This is a genomic window from Tardiphaga sp., assembly GCF_041424195.1.
Taxonomy (GTDB): Bacteria; Pseudomonadota; Alphaproteobacteria; order Rhizobiales; family Xanthobacteraceae; genus Tardiphaga.
Genome location: NZ_JBGMOE010000103.1, coordinates 25,318 through 42,111, shown reverse-complemented (window position 1 = coordinate 42,111; position 16,794 = coordinate 25,318). Strand labels below are relative to the sequence as shown.

At 58.6% G+C, this 16,794-nt stretch carries 17 protein-coding genes; 5 read left to right on the top strand and 12 right to left on the bottom strand.

Annotation, left to right across the window (positions count from 1 at the left end; genetic code table 11):
• Positions 1-26: 26 nt before the first annotated feature.
• From ACEK02_RS15295 to abiEi, 4 genes are all read right to left on the bottom strand, one after another.
• Positions 27-1,049, bottom strand: coding sequence for a hypothetical protein (locus tag ACEK02_RS15295; protein ID WP_211379278.1), 1,023 nt, complete (start codon positions 1,047-1,049; stop codon positions 27-29).
• 109 nt (positions 1,050-1,158) lie between these two features.
• On the bottom strand, positions 1,159-2,817 hold the full coding sequence (locus ACEK02_RS15290) for a DUF4062 domain-containing protein (RefSeq protein ID WP_371422512.1): 1,659 nt from the start codon (positions 2,815-2,817) through the stop codon (positions 1,159-1,161).
• A gap of 93 nt (positions 2,818-2,910) precedes the next feature.
• Positions 2,911-3,810: a nucleotidyl transferase AbiEii/AbiGii toxin family protein gene (locus tag ACEK02_RS15285; RefSeq protein WP_211379276.1), complete on the bottom strand. Its 900-nt coding sequence runs from the start codon at positions 3,808-3,810 to the stop codon at positions 2,911-2,913.
• Positions 3,785-4,360: a type IV toxin-antitoxin system AbiEi family antitoxin gene (gene abiEi, locus ACEK02_RS15280; protein WP_211379275.1), complete on the bottom strand. Its 576-nt coding sequence runs from the start codon at positions 4,358-4,360 to the stop codon at positions 3,785-3,787. Before abiEi ends, ACEK02_RS15285 begins: the two co-directional genes overlap by 26 nt.
• A gap of 349 nt (positions 4,361-4,709) precedes the next feature.
• Here abiEi and ACEK02_RS15275 point away from each other — a divergent pair, with 349 nt between their 5' ends.
• Positions 4,710-5,702, top strand: a complete 993-nt coding sequence (locus tag ACEK02_RS15275) for a hypothetical protein (protein ID WP_211379274.1) — start codon at positions 4,710-4,712, stop codon at positions 5,700-5,702.
• 120 nt (positions 5,703-5,822) lie between these two features.
• Here the strand turns inward: ACEK02_RS15275 and ACEK02_RS15270 are convergent, their stop codons facing one another.
• From ACEK02_RS15270 to ACEK02_RS15240, 7 genes are all read right to left on the bottom strand, one after another.
• A complete protein-coding gene (locus ACEK02_RS15270; protein ID WP_211379273.1) occupies positions 5,823-7,097 on the bottom strand; it encodes a DUF2235 domain-containing protein in 1,275 nt (424 codons plus the stop codon).
• 45 nt (positions 7,098-7,142) lie between these two features.
• The gene (gene nucC, locus ACEK02_RS15265) at positions 7,143-7,868 is read right to left on the bottom strand and encodes a DUF6602 domain-containing protein (RefSeq protein ID WP_211379272.1); all 726 of its coding nucleotides are present in this window, start codon (positions 7,866-7,868) and stop codon (positions 7,143-7,145) included.
• A 34-nt stretch (positions 7,869-7,902) separates the two neighbouring features.
• Positions 7,903-8,799 (bottom strand): CBASS oligonucleotide cyclase, encoded by an 897-nt coding sequence (locus tag ACEK02_RS15260; RefSeq protein ID WP_211379271.1) that lies wholly within the window; start codon positions 8,797-8,799, stop codon positions 7,903-7,905.
• Positions 8,799-9,299, bottom strand: a complete 501-nt coding sequence (locus ACEK02_RS15255) for an HORMA domain containing protein (protein WP_211379270.1) — start codon at positions 9,297-9,299, stop codon at positions 8,799-8,801. The genes ACEK02_RS15260 and ACEK02_RS15255 overlap by 1 nt, the downstream gene beginning before the upstream one ends.
• The gene (locus ACEK02_RS15250; protein WP_211379269.1) at positions 9,296-9,772 is read right to left on the bottom strand and encodes a hypothetical protein; all 477 of its coding nucleotides are present in this window, start codon (positions 9,770-9,772) and stop codon (positions 9,296-9,298) included. Before ACEK02_RS15250 ends, ACEK02_RS15255 begins: the two co-directional genes overlap by 4 nt.
• The gene (locus ACEK02_RS15245; protein WP_211379268.1) at positions 9,769-10,692 is read right to left on the bottom strand and encodes an AAA family ATPase; all 924 of its coding nucleotides are present in this window, start codon (positions 10,690-10,692) and stop codon (positions 9,769-9,771) included. Before ACEK02_RS15245 ends, ACEK02_RS15250 begins: the two co-directional genes overlap by 4 nt.
• A gap of 79 nt (positions 10,693-10,771) precedes the next feature.
• A complete protein-coding gene (locus ACEK02_RS15240) occupies positions 10,772-10,993 on the bottom strand; it encodes a DUF2188 domain-containing protein (protein ID WP_211379267.1) in 222 nt (73 codons plus the stop codon).
• 161 nt (positions 10,994-11,154) lie between these two features.
• Here ACEK02_RS15240 and ACEK02_RS15235 point away from each other — a divergent pair, with 161 nt between their 5' ends.
• Genes ACEK02_RS15235 through ACEK02_RS15225 form a run of 3 tightly spaced genes read left to right on the top strand, consistent with a single transcriptional unit; the run spans position 11,155 to position 13,459 of the window.
• The gene (locus ACEK02_RS15235) at positions 11,155-11,508 is read left to right on the top strand and encodes a helix-turn-helix domain-containing protein (RefSeq protein WP_211379266.1); all 354 of its coding nucleotides are present in this window, start codon (positions 11,155-11,157) and stop codon (positions 11,506-11,508) included.
• The gene (locus tag ACEK02_RS15230) at positions 11,505-12,026 is read left to right on the top strand and encodes an ImmA/IrrE family metallo-endopeptidase (RefSeq protein WP_211379264.1); all 522 of its coding nucleotides are present in this window, start codon (positions 11,505-11,507) and stop codon (positions 12,024-12,026) included. The genes ACEK02_RS15235 and ACEK02_RS15230 overlap by 4 nt, the downstream gene beginning before the upstream one ends.
• Before the next feature lie 14 nt (positions 12,027-12,040).
• The gene (locus tag ACEK02_RS15225) at positions 12,041-13,459 is read left to right on the top strand and encodes an exonuclease domain-containing protein (protein ID WP_371422504.1); all 1,419 of its coding nucleotides are present in this window, start codon (positions 12,041-12,043) and stop codon (positions 13,457-13,459) included.
• A gap of 459 nt (positions 13,460-13,918) precedes the next feature.
• Here the strand turns inward: ACEK02_RS15225 and serA are convergent, their stop codons facing one another.
• Positions 13,919-15,187, bottom strand: coding sequence for a phosphoglycerate dehydrogenase (gene serA, locus ACEK02_RS15220; RefSeq protein WP_371422503.1), 1,269 nt, complete (start codon positions 15,185-15,187; stop codon positions 13,919-13,921).
• A gap of 319 nt (positions 15,188-15,506) precedes the next feature.
• Here serA and ACEK02_RS15215 point away from each other — a divergent pair, with 319 nt between their 5' ends.
• Positions 15,507-16,754: an NAD(P)/FAD-dependent oxidoreductase gene (locus ACEK02_RS15215; RefSeq protein ID WP_371422502.1), complete on the top strand. Its 1,248-nt coding sequence runs from the start codon at positions 15,507-15,509 to the stop codon at positions 16,752-16,754.
• The last annotated feature ends 40 nt before the right edge of the window (positions 16,755-16,794 follow it).

Below are 16,794 nucleotides of genomic sequence, written 5' to 3'. Positions count from 1 at the left end.
AATAGCACGGTACGGCGATGCGCCGACTACGGAAGAGGCGTGTCGTCTTTGATGAATGCACCATAATCATCAAACAGGAATGTCGCTTGCCCCCCGACAACCATGGCCTCGAATTCCGCGTCGCTCCACTTGTAAGACTTTAGCTTGCCGAACATGCCGCGAAATATGTAGTGCATGAACTTGCCCCTAACAGCGTAGTCCAGCTCATTTAATTCGGGCAGAACAAACGTTCCTTTCATTTCGTGCCGCTCAAGTTGCAAATCGAAATGAGATTCGAGGTTTGGATGATTCTTGAGATGCATGTTGAGGAAGGCAAGTTCGGTTGCGAGTTCCCGAAGTTGAGCATCGGATACGGCACCCGTTATCCGCTCGAGTTTCTGCTTGAGGAACAAGCCGGCATTAGCGCCATCGTTAAAGCAAGCAATGAATGCCACGTCGCCGAGCCGTAACATCACAGCTTGCGCCTGATAGAGATCGCCGTAGTCGAACGCTTGCCCCGACGCGTCCTCCCGAACTTTGATTATAAAGAATGATCCGAGTGCATCGGGATATATGCCTGCACCTGTGGCGAAGCAGCGCACGAGCGTATGAAGGTAGTGCAGACCACGCCAATCGTACTGCAACTCCTCAGCAATGGGCACGTCACCTTTTCGAGCATCGAGATGCGCCCGAAGCAGCCGATCCTTAAGGTGCGTTTTTAGAAAAAGGAGACCAACCCAAACATATAGATTCAGAAGCCCGTGCTGCTCGCACCACGCCTGGACTGCATCGTAGCCGCCCTCGGTCAACGCGCTGGTGGGTTGCTCGATAGCGCGTCCCATCAAGTCATTGCAGCCCACACAGCAGGGAACTGTATAGCGGTCGTAGCGCGTGGAAGCCCCATTAGGCAGCGTCAGGAAACGGTCGAAAAGGGCAAAGCGCCGGAGAATCCATTCGGGAATAACGTGCTCATTATTGAAAGGCACATCGGCGGAGCTTGCGCCACAGACAAAACAGCAATCGCCTAAAGCGATGTCCCGAACGAACCTTTCAAGGCTGAAATAAATCACCTTTCCGGCCTCGTCGAGGACCGAGTCGTCTTCGGTGCGCCTCCACACAGCTCGCGCCCTCTATTCTCTGTCACATCGAAGGAGGCTGCCGAATTCACGAAGAGCGAGATTACGTATCCGCAAGTTCGACTTGTGCATCGGAAGCCTGAAACAGCTCGCCCTCGGCCGGCTTGATCAGATAGGCGTGCACGTGATTCAAAAGCAAGCGTTCAATGACACCCGACTTGCCGGCCTCTGGACCTGATTTAACAGAGAGGTGGGCTCCAACCCGAAAGCGGAGTTTCGATAGCGCCGCCTCGTTGCGAGTGTGCTCCCATTCGGCCTTGATCCGCAACGTTTCCTCATGGGTGAGGCCCAACATCCGGTCGGAAAAGACAAACGCCTTCCGCATGGGCTCGACCGCCTCGACCGGCTTGTCGCCCGCCAAAAGCGCCCTCCCCAGTTCAAGCTGCTCGACCCTCATTTTTTCGAGCATGACGTCATCAAAAGGATAGCTGAACCTTACCCATTCCGAGGTCTGTCCTTCCGGATTACGCACCTGATACTCATAGTCGCGAAAAGACAGCGGCCCCTCGATCGGATCGTCCGACGAGGCAACTTCGAGATAGTCTCCGTAGTAGATATTAGGAAGCATCCAAGGATGAGGTTGTCCGGGCTCCAGCACGCCTTCCAATCCGCAACGTCTCGTGGTCCACGTTACGCCCGGCACGAAATCGCGGCCGTGAAAGATGACACCGGCATAATAGCCGCGATGCAAACCTCTCTCGACGTGAGGAAGTTTCTCCCACGTCACTTTCGACAAGACGGGCGTCACACGGCGGCCCGGCGATGCGTGATAGCCGCGCAATGCGACCTCAAGCGAATTATGAAATGGCGCGCGACCCGGCTGCTTCGGCATGAGGGTGCTGCGAACATGCTCTAGCCAGACGGCATCCTTGGCGGCAGAACGCGCGAGCAGCGTTTGCAAAAATCCGAACTGGCGGGAGATTTCCGAGAGCCGCATCTCGGCGGCAAGTTTCGCCTGTTCGAGGTTGCGAATTCTCTCATCCGAACCTCCGGCAGCACGTTCGGCTTCGATCGCGGCCAATTGCGCCTTCAGGGCATCGCGCGAGGCGACGAGATCGGAGTTTAACGCCTCGGCAATAGCCTGACGAATATCAGGCGGCGCCTCATCGAGCTTGCCAAGGAGATATTGCTGCAAATCTGCCGTTTGCTTTTCACGCTCGCGAAACTGTTGAAAGAGCTGATTGATGACTTCGCTCTTGAGCGACGCAACCACGGAGGACGCATCGGAGTACCGACTGAGCCACGGTTCCGGGCTTCGCGTCTTCAATTCCTGAAGCAATTCGAGCGTTCGCACGTCGAGGCCAGGGGGAGCGCCGTTCGTGAACGCGTCGGGGTTACGCCGCCAGACGTCATAAAAGGCCCATGTGCTGTCCTGCACATAAATCAGAACTCGCTTTCCGCTATCCAACGCATGGCGCAACTCGGCATGGGTCGGAGCCAATCCCTTGTATTGTGGGAACGGTCCCCAATCATCAAATTGGGTGCCGTATTGTCGCTCGATGACGCCGATAACCATGGCGCATTCGTCCATGGTTCTGAGGCAACTGGCGTAAGGCGGCATGCCATCGGTATGCGGGAAGCCTTCCCCCTCGCTCAGAATGGGATTGAAACCCATCCCAGACAGCCACTCCTGCAATCGCGCCCGCATGTCGCGGAGCTCATAGCAAGACGAACTGACAAAGACGTTAAATGCAAAGGCCATAAGCGCAAACAGCACGGTTAGGGTTGATCCTGACGCCATCTCATCGCGGCGCCTCTATCACTTCGAGCAGCCAGTAAGAGGCCTTCGATGCTCTTACACAACAGTCTTTCGAATAAGATCGGCGCTGTCCGAAAGCATCGTGCGCTGCAAATTCATTTGCGACATCTGTGCGACCCGTGCCGATGGGAGGAAACGTTTCATCTCGGCGTAGAACGCCGTCGCTGTCGCGTCCTTTGCCAATTCGTCGAGACGGGCATTTGCCTTGACCGCAATATCAGTGGTGCCGTAGTCGGCGAATTTCTTCAGAACCATCTCGCGATCGGGTGTCGCGCCGAGCTTGTTAACGAGGAACCAGACGTCCCACACGTCGCGGAATTTAAGAGCCGCCCTTGCGGTCAGCGCGACTGCCTTGTCCGCCAGGATCTCATTCGGGGTTTCGGCGTTGAGGATCACATCCTGAATTTGGACCAAGCCCGGCGTTGCACTGACCGTCAGCGGTTTGGAGTCGTAGGATGGGACGTTGGCAAACTCGATCTTGATTCGCGACTTTGGCGTCTTCGGCGTCGGATTGACCGGCACCACGATCTGCCATGCGGCGACATTAACGTCGCTTCCCTTGACGAGTTCCGGTTGCGCTGGACGTTTCAGAGCAATCTGCGTGGCATCAATGTCGAAGTCGCGCTGCAGAGTTCGCTTCGTGGTTTCGAGCGCCTTATCGACGAGGGCGTCGAACTCGACGTCTTTCAGATAGGCGCCGGCCTTGCCGCATACGAAATCGAGGTCCTCGCTGTAGCGCTCGCCGCCATAGCAAAGGCGCAGGGCGGTCCCGCCCTGAAAGATGACATGCTGAAGGATGCCCGCTTCGGACAGCGCGGACAGGAGATGGAGATGGATGGCCTCCTTCATTAAGTTCTGGTCCATACCCGCTTCGATCCCGCGGCGTTGGATGAAGGCGTCGATTGCGCTCTTAAGCCCGCCCGCTTTGCTGCTCATCTAGGCTCTCTTCCTCCGAAATGGCATCGGCAAGAATTTCGTGGTCAATCAGATCGAGGTTTCTGCCGACACGACGCAGGTCGCGAACGGCGGTGCGGATCGTGGCTTCCAGCGTTCCGTCATCCTGAACGACAACGTCGGTTCCGACCTCGATCTTACGATCTGTATGGGTAAACTCCACCGCGCCCCAAGGCGTCTCGAACCGCCCAGGCGATCCGGTCGTCATGCAGGTTAAGGCGGTCGTAATCTGCGAGATGACCCCTGCCTCCGAAAGTTTGGATTCCAGGCTGATGTAGTTGATCTCACGCGGTCGCAGGAAGCGAAGGAGACCGCGCCGAGCATCCGCCGGCCGCGACCGGGCATGGGGATTGACGTAGACGCCCCTCGCTGCGCGGATCAGCACCCCCTGGTCCGAGAGCCGCTTCATCATCAGCTTGAGGTAAGCTGGGTTGACGCCACCCATCAGCGTCGAAAAGCTGGGTGACGTGAAAGCCCAGACGCCGGCAACATCAGCCTGGGCAAGCTTCTCATTGAGGTCTCGTCGCTTCATAAGTCATACTGTAGTTATCAAATTTGATAACCGCAAGCCTATTTATGGCAAAATTCGACGGATCGGCACCATCTCACGACCCAAGCCTGCCTCTGAGGGAGCGCCTGCGCCCGCCCCCCGGTCGTCGTGCTCCCAAGCCCTGGACAGTGATCTGGAAAGCTGGAGCTGTCCTCTAGTGTGGGGTGGTCTGCCTTGTTCGTACACGTTTGCATTTGGGCAATCGCATCCGACCTGCAACGACAAGTCACGGCTGGATTGATGTCACCGGTCTTCCCGGGCCACAACTGAGTTCAGGCTTGCCAATGCGACGGCGCCGAGCGCCGAAGAACGTCAAACATAGGTCTCCAGAATGCCGGGCAATGTCTTTTCCGAAGGATTTTCCGGCGGCTTTTTGCCACTCAACGGCTCCGCTCAGATAACCGCCACGCGTCCCGATATTATTCGGTCGCTTCTGACCGTCGGCTATCCGAGCCGCAAGGCAGCGATAAAATCCGTCGGGAGATGGCGTGAGAAGCTTCTCGTCGCAATGGCGAGCGGGTATCTCGACCCCACGCTCGGCACCACCCGGTATTTTCGCAATCTTGAGCAGTCCGAGAAAGTCGGCGTCTCGTTTCTCTTGGGCGAGGCATTTACCCATTGGTACGCGCAGGATCGAATGCGCGTCGAATTCCTCGTGCACGTCGCCGGCCTTACAAGCTGCACATGGTCGAGTGTGGGCGTGGCGGCTCCACTCAAAACGGGGGCGATGCCCCCGTCAGACAAGAGCCGGCCGGATTTCATCGGAATCCGGCGCGCCGAAAGCCATGTGTTCGAGAGCAAGGGCCGGATCAGAAAGCCGAGCGCGGCTACCGTTGTCAAAGGGCTCGGCCAGGTGTCCAAGCTTCAAGCGGTTAATGGCGTGGCGCCAACGACACGCTGCGCCACCTTTTTCATGCTGCGGGAAGCGGGTGCCGAGGGTCGCGTCATTGATCCACCTAGCGCAAGCGACGGTCTCTCCGTGACGTTCGACCGACGTGATGCGCTCGCGAAGACCTATTCGTTCTTCCTCGACATCGAGCCCAGAGACCTGTCCGACGAGGTCGGCGAGGGCTTTGTTGGCCGGGAGATCGATGATGGTGTCTTCTTCGCCCTCGACCGGAAGATCTTCGACATCATGCGAGAAACGCCGGTTGACCCAACGATGCGGCAACACCAGTTCAACGAGGTCTTCGGAATTCTGGAGGGTCGTGCCGAGTTTTATAAAGGCAAACGCGCCGTTGAGACATCGCCGGGTCCGGACGGGACGCTCCTGCTCGACCGCCGCAGCCCGATCCGGCGTCGGCGCCTGACACCGCGCGGCTAGAATAGGAGACCTGGTTTGGACAGGACGCCATGAAGATCTTCGCCACCCGCGTCTGGGGTCTTGGATTCGAGCGGATTCCGATCACGTCCTTCGGATCCGAAGGACATCTTAATGGTCTGCTCAAACTATTTCGGCAGGATCGGAACGCATGGGGACGACTTGGTATTGGGAAGCCATATTGATTGGGCGATAATTCGAGACTGCCTGTATCCGTTTAACAACCGACTCGTGCACAAAAGAACCTTCCGGAATAGACCGCGGCTCCGCATCTGGAATGTAATGTCCAAAAAATGACCTGCGCGTGCCGCACTCTTTGTATTTGTCCGCCTTCGGTATCCACTCCAAGACGCGCCAAGCATTGGTCATGGAGTCATGCAGATCGCTAGTCGTATCCGGCGCAACATAACTAAACGGGCTGCCCTTTCGCTGCTTTCCCCAGGCCAATTGATTCACCGTTCGTGGATCCACAGTAAGACCACACGTGCCGGCCTCATCAATCATCCAAATCAGCGGCCATTTCGATAAACCGCTCTCTTTCTCAGGATAACCGCCGCCGATGTCGCCATGGACTCCGGTGAACCAGACCTGTTTGATGTCCTGTGGTTCGGAGTTGTTCGTCAGGCTGAATCGGTTGTGCATATACGTCTGAGGCTCATCCCAAGAATGTAACCGAAACATTCGTCGACGCTCGTCGATCGCAATCGCCTGGCGGAACACCTTCACGCTGGGATTCCGCTGAGTATGCGCCAGCTTCTCAAGACTGAATGTATAAAATCTGTCCGGCCGCGGGACGATAACACTCGCAACTGTGTCCCAGACCCCCATAAACGTGATCGTGGCCCATCTCGTCGAAGCAATTCGAGCAAACTGAGATGCAACGTCGTCGCGGGTTAGCGGTCCCTCCGGCTCTCGTTCGGCAGCGCTATCTACAGCGACGCCTTGATTCAACGCCGAGGCCCGGCTTTCGGCTGCCGCATTGAGTTGTTTGTATGCCGTCAGCGCGGCGCCCGCGAGATTTCTTTGTTGGGGGGCCAGCACTCCTATCTTGTGGACGAGAGCCGCCAAGACGCGCACGGTATAGGCTCCGCGGCTAAAGCCGAACAGGAAGATGTTGTCGCCTTCCTCGTATTGGCTGACCAAAAATTCGTAGGCGGCGAGCACATTGTCATCAAGACCATAACCAGTCGCCAGGCCGACGACGGTGATCGCGTCCTGCCAGGCCTTTGTCCACGGATTCGGCCGCGCAAGAGTCCCTACACCAGGATCGTAGAAAACGACTTGAAGAGGCTCAGTTTTTCCGGTCTTCCTAAGAACCCGATATAATTTGAGTACGTTCGAAATATTTTCACTGATCTCGTTCCCCGTCCCGTCGCAACAGATAACAATGTTCTTCATTGGTTAGCCCCCCACCAGCCTTCTGCACGTCTGCCGAACTCCAAGTTATTTGGTCAGCCATTTGGCATAGGCATCGACGTCGATCATCGGCACGGTGCCGCTGAACTGCAGTTGGGAGATCAGCTTAAACAGAAATGCAGTTGCAGGCTTGTTCTCGTTGACGAAGGCATAGCGCGCTGCCGACTGATCGAAGAAGAAATGGCCGTGCGATGCCACGCAACCGATATCGAGTCGACCGTCGCCAAGGTTGGCGGCCAGTGCCTTATCGAACGACGGCCCCAGTGCTGGGCTCCACTCGCTCTCGAAGGTTAGCAGGCCGCCAATGATTGGAATCAGTGCTTTGGCCGGATAGACGCCTTTCGCATAGGGAATGGGAAGGCTGGTCCTGTGCAGGCGGCGGACGCTCGCGACCTTTTCCTGAGCATAGGTCACCAGACCCGCGTCCGCGGTCTGCTTCGCCTCGAAGACGGCGTAGACGCTTTCAGCCGGGATGATCGTCTCATTTTCATAAGTAAAGATGAAAGGAGAATACTGTCGATCGAAGACGACCACGTCGATCTGCTGGCTGAAGTTTCCGAGGCTGTCGACCACATGCGCCTTCGCTGCCTGATAGCGTTTCGGCAAGTACGTCTCCAGCATACTGATCCAGACGTTCTCGCTGGCATCGCCCTTCGTGCCAGGATGATTGAACGTCTTCCGCACGGTCGCCAGGCGCTGCTGAATGTCTTCATGCAGCGAGGACAGAAGCTGGGACAGGGACCATTCAGACATTGAGAAACCTCGCTATGGTATTGGCGGCCGCCCGTCAGGACAGCGGAAATTTCGGGCCGAAAAGCGTGCGCCAGGCGCGCAGCGCCTCACCGTTCTGACCGCGGCGCACATGATCGATGGCGAGCGTGGCCTCGCGCCCGGCCGCACGCAGAAGATCGCGTGCCCGCGTTTTGCGCGCCGCATCCATTCCGTTGCTGATTGCCGGACCGAGACCGGCGGGGTCGGGCCACTCGTCGAGGATCCGGTCGGCAAGCGTGGCGAAGAAGCCCTGAATCTCGCGGTCGAAGCTGCCACCCCACCCCCCGTGGAGGCATTGCAGTGCCATCACCTCGATGAGGAATGAGGGCTTCACCGGCTTCTCACCGTGCTTCGGATTGTTATTCCAATATTTTACCATCCGCACCAAGCCCTTCCATTCGCTGGAATAGGCCTGATGCGCAGCGGTCGCCTTTTCGGCGTGGGTCTGCGGGTTGGTCTTGATCCACTTGCCGAGATCATTGTCTGGAATCTCGAAATCGGCGTCCTTGTCGAAAGCCGGGACGACGTCCACGCTGATGACGCGGTAGTCGGTGTTGTCGTCGGCATCGGCCTTCACACCGAAGTCGACGTTGATCGAGCGATTCTGCTTCTTGGCCTTGTCACCATATTTCTCGACCAAGGCATCGTAGAAGTCGGTTAGGACCACAGATGGAGCTTTCGAGCGATAATGATCCTCGGAAGATTTCAGGACGAAGAAGATATCGACGTCCTTCAGCGGCTTCGTCTTGGTCCAGCGGGCGTATGAACCGGTCAGGAAGCTCCGATCGATCTTGAACTTGGTGTCGAGATAATCGCGAACCTCCTGCTGCCGTGCCGACGCGTTGGCTTGCTCTTTGTCGTTTAGCTCCAGACGGCTCTTGAACTTGCGAAATGCCTCGTCGATCGTGAGCATCAGGCTCTCCTCAGATAAGATGTGCTGGCGCCGAGGCCGCTGTGCTCCACGGTGGTTCCGAGGCTTTGCCGAACCATCCCTTCCGTCGAGCGGGAGCTCGCCTTACCCCAACCCGCTACGTCCGGTCTGCCGGGCTTGTTTTGCAGAAGCAGACGATAACGGGCCTCGCTCGGGACCAAGCCAGCCTTTTTGATCGCGTATTTGAGTTGCTCGGTGTCCGTCCAAAAGTTGCCGTCCCCGCCGGACCAGCCATAGGCGATGTCGATGTCCCACCGGAAAATCAACGCATCCGTTTTCGGATTGTAAATTTCGAGCTCGACTGTTTCGAGATCGCCTGTATTCAACCAGGTCTGAACACCGCGCATATGCAGTTCCCAATCGCCGACGAATGCCGACGGATCGAGACCGCTAAGGCGGATGATGTCCTTCAGGCTCTTGAGGATATTGTCGGCCACATAGGTGACCGAATGGGTGTAAGTGTTAACGACGACATTGGTCATGGGCCAAGAAACCCTTTCATATCGAAGACAAGGGCCTGAGACTTCTCGGTTGCCTCTTCGTCGGCGCTCGACACTGTGGCATCGACATCGCGCGCCGTGATCCGGTTGCTGTGCTTCTTCAGGGCGCCCTGAACCCAGGCAAGATCGTCCGCAAGACAAGGAAGCGAAACACGCCAATCTCCCTTCAGGGGATCAAAGCCGAGAGAATCCTCATTGGCATCCGAGCCTTCGACGGCGTCATCGTCATAAAGGCAATAGATGCGGGTCCGCGGGCCGTCGCAGGTCACCGTGATCGCCGCCTGTTTCGGAGCTTGATCCGCGATCACGCTGGCGGCCACACCTGCGACAGCGAGAAGTTCGGTGCGGGCGTCGCCGATTTTACCTTGTGTCAGAAGATCGACAATCGCCGTCCAGGTGCGTGCCGCGTCCCGTTCCGGCGTGCTCTTGAAAGTACGGCTGGCGACCGTGCTCATGGCGTCTTGCCTCCCGACATGCGAGCAGCCTTGGCGGCGCTTGCAGCGGCAAGCAGATCGTCGACTTTGACACGCTCAGGATTCATCGCGGTTTGCGGACTGCTGGCGAGTGCGTTGGCAACCATCTTGCGGATGGCGCGTCCATCAAGGCCCATGCATTCGGCGGCGCACCGGTCAAACCCGGCCATCGTCGGCAACTTCCCGATTGCGGGGTAGGTCTTGCCGAGACCGATCAGACAATCTTTCAGGATGCGTAGGCACGCCTCCCGATCCGGCAAAGGCACGTGGACGACAAGGTCGCAGCGCGACGTGAAGGCCGCATCGACGGCTTGGGGAAAATTGCTGGTGGCGAGAAAAAGCAAATTGGGATGCCGCTCCGCCAGGGCGTCGAGTTGAACGAGTACGGCATCGGTGGCGCGATGGATGTCGATCGGATTGGCTTCAAGACTCATCTTTGAACGGTCAGCCGCCAAGGTCTCGACCTCGTCCAGCAACACTATCGTCGGGCCGGCGGCGGCGGACTCGGCGATCGACTGCGAAAACAGTTCCGACACAGCTCGCTGCGTCTTGCCCATCGCAGAACTTGTCAGCGCGTGGGGCTCAACCTCAAGCAGACGGAAGCCGCCGCCCTGAAACGACTCGGCAGTACGGTGTGCCAGTCCGCGAGCAAGCGAGGTCTTGCCGGTCCCCGGCGGTCCGACGAGAAGAATCACGCCATGGAGGGGAATGACGGTCCGGTCGATCTTTCCGCGCACCGTGAAGTTCAGCATCGCCTGCGAAAGGAGCTGTGCCTTCAGGCTGTCCTTCAGAATGATCGAATCCCAGAGAGCGCCAAGTTTGGGGTCGGGAAGCCGGCGCGCTCGCTGGATGCCCTTGGGTCTATCGAAATCGTCATCGTTTACGGCGGCCAACTTCTGCATCGTCAACGTTCCTTGTACGAGCGGGTCGCGAACGACACCGAATAAAAAAAACCGCGCCCGAATGGCGCGGCCCGTGGAATCATCCCTTCGGAGGAAAGGGGTCATTGCCGTAGGAATTTGCATCCCTTATCCGGCCACTCCGGCCATGGATGACGACTTCGCCTCGTTCACGGATCGCGGTCCCGCGCGCCGCCTCCGTGGCTTCGGCCTGGGTTGCGTGAATCGACCCAACCCGCGATGCCCCCTCGCGCCGCGTCGCCCAGCCCGCGTCGTGCGGCACGATATGAATTCGCTTCGACATCTTCTGATCTCCTCTGCGGACCGCCGTGAACCTCGCGAGCGCCGCGCATGACTGATTCCACGAATGACGCTTTGTTGTCAATAGACACACTGTAATGTTTCTATTAAACACACATTGTGCTTATTCTTGACATTATGGTCTGCTTGGGGCAAACAAAGACGATGGCGGAAGAATCAATCTACAGGGCCTTCGGAAGGGCCGTTGCCACGCGGCGCAGGAAACTCGATCTCACCCAGGCTGATCTGGCTGCCCGCGCGAGAATGTCTCGCGCATCCGTGGCCAATATCGAGAGCGGCAGGCAGAACGTAAGTTTGCATCACGTGTACAATCTTGCCGAGGCGCTCGAATTTGCCAAGGTCTCGGATCTTTTGCCCGCTTCATCGAAGCCACCCACACAAGAGGAGTTCGACGTGATCCTGTCCGACGAACACATGACACCGCGCGGGAAAGCCCAAATCAACGATTTGATCGCAAGCGCGCTCGCGCAACGCGGTTCCAAGAAAGCCGGCGCGTGAGGGCGGACCCCGACAAGGCGCGAAAGTCCGCGCGCGCGATCCTACGGGCATTCGGTGTGAAGGCTGCGCCCGTTCCAGTGGAGCGCATCATCAAATCTAAAAACATTGTCCTCCAGTACGCTCCGCTCGAGGAGGAACTCTCGGGCATGGCTTATATAAAGGATGGTGTCGGGATCATCGGCATCAACGCCCTACATCATCCAAATCGTCAGCGCTTCTCGGCTGCCCACGAACTTGCACATCATATGCTTCATGAACGCGAGATCGGAAAAGCCGTCCATATAGACCGCGGATTCCGCATGTTGCTTCGTGACGACGTGTCATCGCAGGGAGTGGATCCCCTGGAGATCGAGGCCAACGCATTCGCGTCCGAACTTCTGATTCCGAGCGAGCTTCTAACAAACGCGCTCCATGCGGGCGGGCTCGATATTGAGGACGACGCGGGTATCGAGGCGCTTGCCCGCAAATTCCGCGTCAGCTCCTCCGCGATGCGATACCGATTGGCGGGGCGTTTCTAGACACAGGATAGCCGGTGAGTTTCGTTTTCTTCGATACGGAGACCACCGGTCTGAAGCACGGCTTCGACCAGATTGTGCATTTTGCGGCGATCCGCACCGACGCCAACCTCAATGAGATTGACCGGTTCCAGGCCCGCTCGCGCCTTCTGCCGCACGTTGTGCCCCACCCGGCCGCCCTATGTACCAATGGTCTGCCTATCGGACGCCTGTTGGACGAAGGATTACCTTCGCATTACGACATGGTCCGCACCATTCAGCGCAGACTGCTTTCGTGGCCTCGGTCGATCTTCGTTGGCTATAACTCCATTCGCTTCGACGAAGAGATGTTGCGGCATGCGCTGTTTCAGACTCTTCATCCCGCCTATCTGACCAGCAACAACGGCAACTGCCGCGCCGACGCGTTGGGTTTGGTAATGGCCGCAGCAACGCTCTCGCCGGCATGCCTATCGGTTCCGCGCGGACCGGAAGGCCGTCCCATTTACCGTCTGGACGGGCTGGCTGCAGCCAACGGCATTGCTCACGGTCGCGCTCACGATGCGATGACCGATGTTCTCGCGACGTTCGATCTATGCCGATGTATCCGTGACCGGTCTTCCGAGCTTTGGCAGCGCTTTGTCCGGTTCTCAAAGAAGGCAACGGTAGCAGATTTCGTCGACTCTGGGGATGGCTTCTTTCTGACGGAGTTTTTCGCGAACGAGGCCTATCACGCCCCTGTTGTCTGTCTGGGGAGAGATCCCGAGCAACCGAATGGCCGCCTCTGCTTGCGGCTGGACGTCGACGTCGATCGGCTCGTCGACATGCCCGACGAAGAACTGCGTACCGAACTCGCTCAAAAACCGAGTCCGGTTCGTCGTCTCAGGGTCAACGCGGCGCCAACGCTCACACCTCTCTACGATGCTCCAGATCTGATGCTGAACGGCGTGGACCTGGAGATGATCGAAACCGTATCCCACAGGGTTAGGGACGATCCGCAGCTTTGTGACCGGATCGTTTCGGCCTATGTCGCCGGACGCGAGCCGCGTCCGCGATCGATCCGCGTCGAGGAACAATTGTACGATGGATTTCCCGGGCCTAACGACGAAGTGCGCATGGCGGCTTTCCATGATGCCACCAACTGGCCTGAGGCGCTGTCGATCGTCATGAGCTTCGACGACGTGCGCCTTCGGACATTTGGACTCCGGTTGATATATTTCGGATGCCGATCTGTCCTGCCGCCCGGCGTTAGAGCGGACGTTGAGCGAACATTGACCGACCGACTTGTCGACGAAGAGACCGGCGGATTGACGCTGGGTCAGGCGCTGCAGACCATTGACGTTGTGTCGTCAGAAGGCCGACCAGATGTCGAGCGCCTACTTGCAGACTATCGATCCTATCTCTCTGATCGGATTTCGCGTGTCTCTGAATTTAGGTCAAAACATCTCTTGATTTCTTGACAAGAGAAGTCTGCCCCACTCGCTCCGACGCAGCATTCGGGGATCGACACATCGGCATCTGCCAACCCGCAGTTTTACCTTTACGGGCTTCGGGAGATAGCGCGACGGCTCACGGTCAGAACGCACAAGAGCGAGCCGTGTACTGCCGCTCGATCGCACACACGAATGCTAACGCAGGCGATCGGCGGCTATGTGAATCCAGCGGCGCTAAATCGGCACCATCCGGCGGTCGCCGAGGGCAATTTCGTGAGAACGAAAAGGAAAGAATAGTAGAACCTTCGTGCACAGGATTTGCACACGACCCCCACCTAACTATTTGATTTCAAAAAACTCTCTACCCAATCCATCATCGGCGCGACGGAGAAACGGTAGTCCTGATACGTCAATCGTCCAATCCATCGTCGAGAGGAGCTGTTTCCGACCATATCAGAAACAGCCATCGAGTTCAGCCTGCCGGGTTTAACCCTTATACTCGTACAGCAGTCGCGCGCGGATCGTGCCTTCGAGCGCCCGGATATCCGCCAGCACCCGCTGACTGTCCGCCGCCGAAGCATCGGCATCGAGCACGACATAGCCGACATCGCTGTAGGACTCGTAATATTGCCCGGCAATGTTGACGGCGTGACGCGCGAGCACTTCGTTGAGCCTTCCGAGCATGCCCGGCAGGTTGCGCTGGACCTGAATGAAACGCGTGCCCGACGGGCGCGCTGGCAGCTGCACCTGGGGGAAATTCACGGCGCCCATGGTCGAACCGCTATCGCTGTAGTCGATCAGCTTCCGTGCGACTTCGGCGCCGATACGCTCCTGTGCTTCTTCGGTGGAGCCCCCGATATGCGGCGTCAGCAGCACGTTCGGGAGGCCCTGAAGCGGCGTCACGAAGCGCTCCTGATTGGAGCCCGGCTCGACGGGGAACACGTCGACGGCAGCGCCGCGGAGTTTGCCATTACGCAGAGCCTCGGCGAGCGCGTCGAGATCGACCACCGTCCCGCGGCTGTTGTTGATGAAATAGGCGCCATTTTTCATGGCCGCGAGTTCGTCACGGCCAATCATGCCCTGCGTTGCCGGCGTCTCCGGCACATGCAGGCTGACGACATCGCTCTGCGCCAGCAATTCCTGAAGGCTAGCGACCGGCTCGGTGTTGCCATGACGGAGCCTGTCGGTGTGATCGTAGAAGATCACGCGCATGCCCAGTGCTTCCGCCAGATTGGAGAGCTGCGAGCCGATGCTGCCGTAACCGATGATGCCGAGTGTCTTGCCGCGGACCTCGTGGCTGTCATTCGCCGATTTGTCCCAGCGCCCGTCATGCGCGGCATTGGACCGCGGCACGATCCGGCGCAGCAACATGACGATTTCGCCGATCACCAGTTCGGCAACGCTGCGGGTGTTGGAGAACGGCGCATTGAACACGGGAATGCCGCTGCGACGCGCAGCATCGATATCCACCTGGTTGGTGCCGACGCTGAAGCAGCCGACGCCGATGAGCCGGTCTGCAGCATCGAGCACGTCCTGCGTGATCTGGGTGCGTGAGCGGATACCCAGAATATGGACGCCCTTGATGGCCTCCTTGAGCGCTTCGCCATCGAGCGCCTTCGGCAGGCGCGTCACGCTCGAATAACCGGCCGCCTCGATCAACTCTACCGCGCTGTCGTTCACGCCTTCGAGCAGAAGGATTTTGATCTTGTCTTTCGGGAGGGAAAGCTGCGGCAAAGGCAGGCTGTTCTTGGTCACGGTCGCGGCGTCCTTTGAGCAATGAATGAGACAGAAACCACGCTGGAGCGGTAAAGCCCCGGTTGGTCCGGCTCACATCGTCTGGTCTGATTTGGCGCCTGTTTAACGTCACCGCAGCGATCTTGCTACGGGTATCTAACTCCTTGAAATCACTTATCTCTGATCGCAGGCCGCCGACGATCCGACTCCGGATCGCGCCGCGGCCCGCGAGAACCCGCGAGAATCTGGATGGCCTGCGCGCCCGCGCGCTCCCCAGGGAACGGAACAGCGCCCGGGAAATTGTCAGTACGCGGCGCGGACAGCGCGCTTCCCCAACCTCATGGTGCCCCCCATTTCCGATCTCGCCCCCGATACCACCGAGCATGCTGATTTGCGCGGCGGACGTTCGCCGTGGTTTGCCGGCCTGCAGTATGCCCCCCGCCAGCCCCTCACCGAGGACATCGCATGCGATGCGCTGATCGTCGGCGGCGGCATTACCGGAGCGCTGATGGCCGAGCAACTGACCCGACAGGGACTGGATGTGGTCATTGTCGATCGCGAATCGCCGGGGCGCGGCAGCACGGCGGCGAGCACATCGATGCTGCTCTGGGAGATCGATCGCTCGCTGAATGAGCTGACACACCTTTACGGCTATGAGCGCGCCGTACGTGCCTATCGCGCCAGCTATGACGCCGTCCAAGGATTGGAGGCACTCGTCCGGACACTCGATCTGCGCTGTAACATGCGCGCCAAGGACTCGCTGTATCTGGCAGCGGGCGAAAGCGCCAAGGATCTGATCAAGGAACACGCGCTTCGTGAACGCGCCGGCCTGCCTGGCACACTCCTCGATCACAAGGCGCTGCTATCCGAATATGAGGTCGCACGCGCAGGTGCTATCATCTCGCCGGGCTCGGCAGATTCCGATCCCTTGCAACTGGCTTTGGGGCTGCTGGATGTCGCGACGTCGCGCGGCGCAAGACTGTTCGAAGCCGAGACGACCGCCTTCGCCTCAGCGGGCCGTTCTGTCGGCGTTCAGTTGACCGATGGCCGCGCCATCGAGGCGCGCCACGTCGTGCTGGCCACTGGTTATGTGATGCCCGACATCGTGCAAACCACGGTCCAGAAGCCTTCCTCGAGCTGGGCGATCGCGACGAAACCGCAGCCGGACAGACTCTGGCGCGACGGCGTGCTGATCTGGGAAGACAGCAAGGATTATCTCTACGCCCGCACCACCGCGTCCGGCCGCATCATCATCGGCGGTGAAGACAGCGACGAGATCATAGATCCTGATGCACGCGATGCCCTGATCGGAGCCAAGGCGGGCGCGCTGAAGGAGAAGCTCGCAGCCTTATGGCCGCGCGCCGAGCTTGCGATCGACTACCGCTGGGCAGGTACCTTCGATACCACCCGCGATGGCCTGCCGCTGATCGGCCCGGTGCCAGGTCATCCGCATGTGTTTGCCGCCTATGGCTATGGCGGGAATGGCATCACCTTCAGCTATCTCGCAGCGCAACTGATCGGCGGGCAGATCGCGGGCAAGCACTCTCCGCTGCTCGACGACTTCGCGCTGCAACGCGATATCGCGTGAAACTTAGCGCGCTCGACTCGGCGAATTCAGCTATCCCATG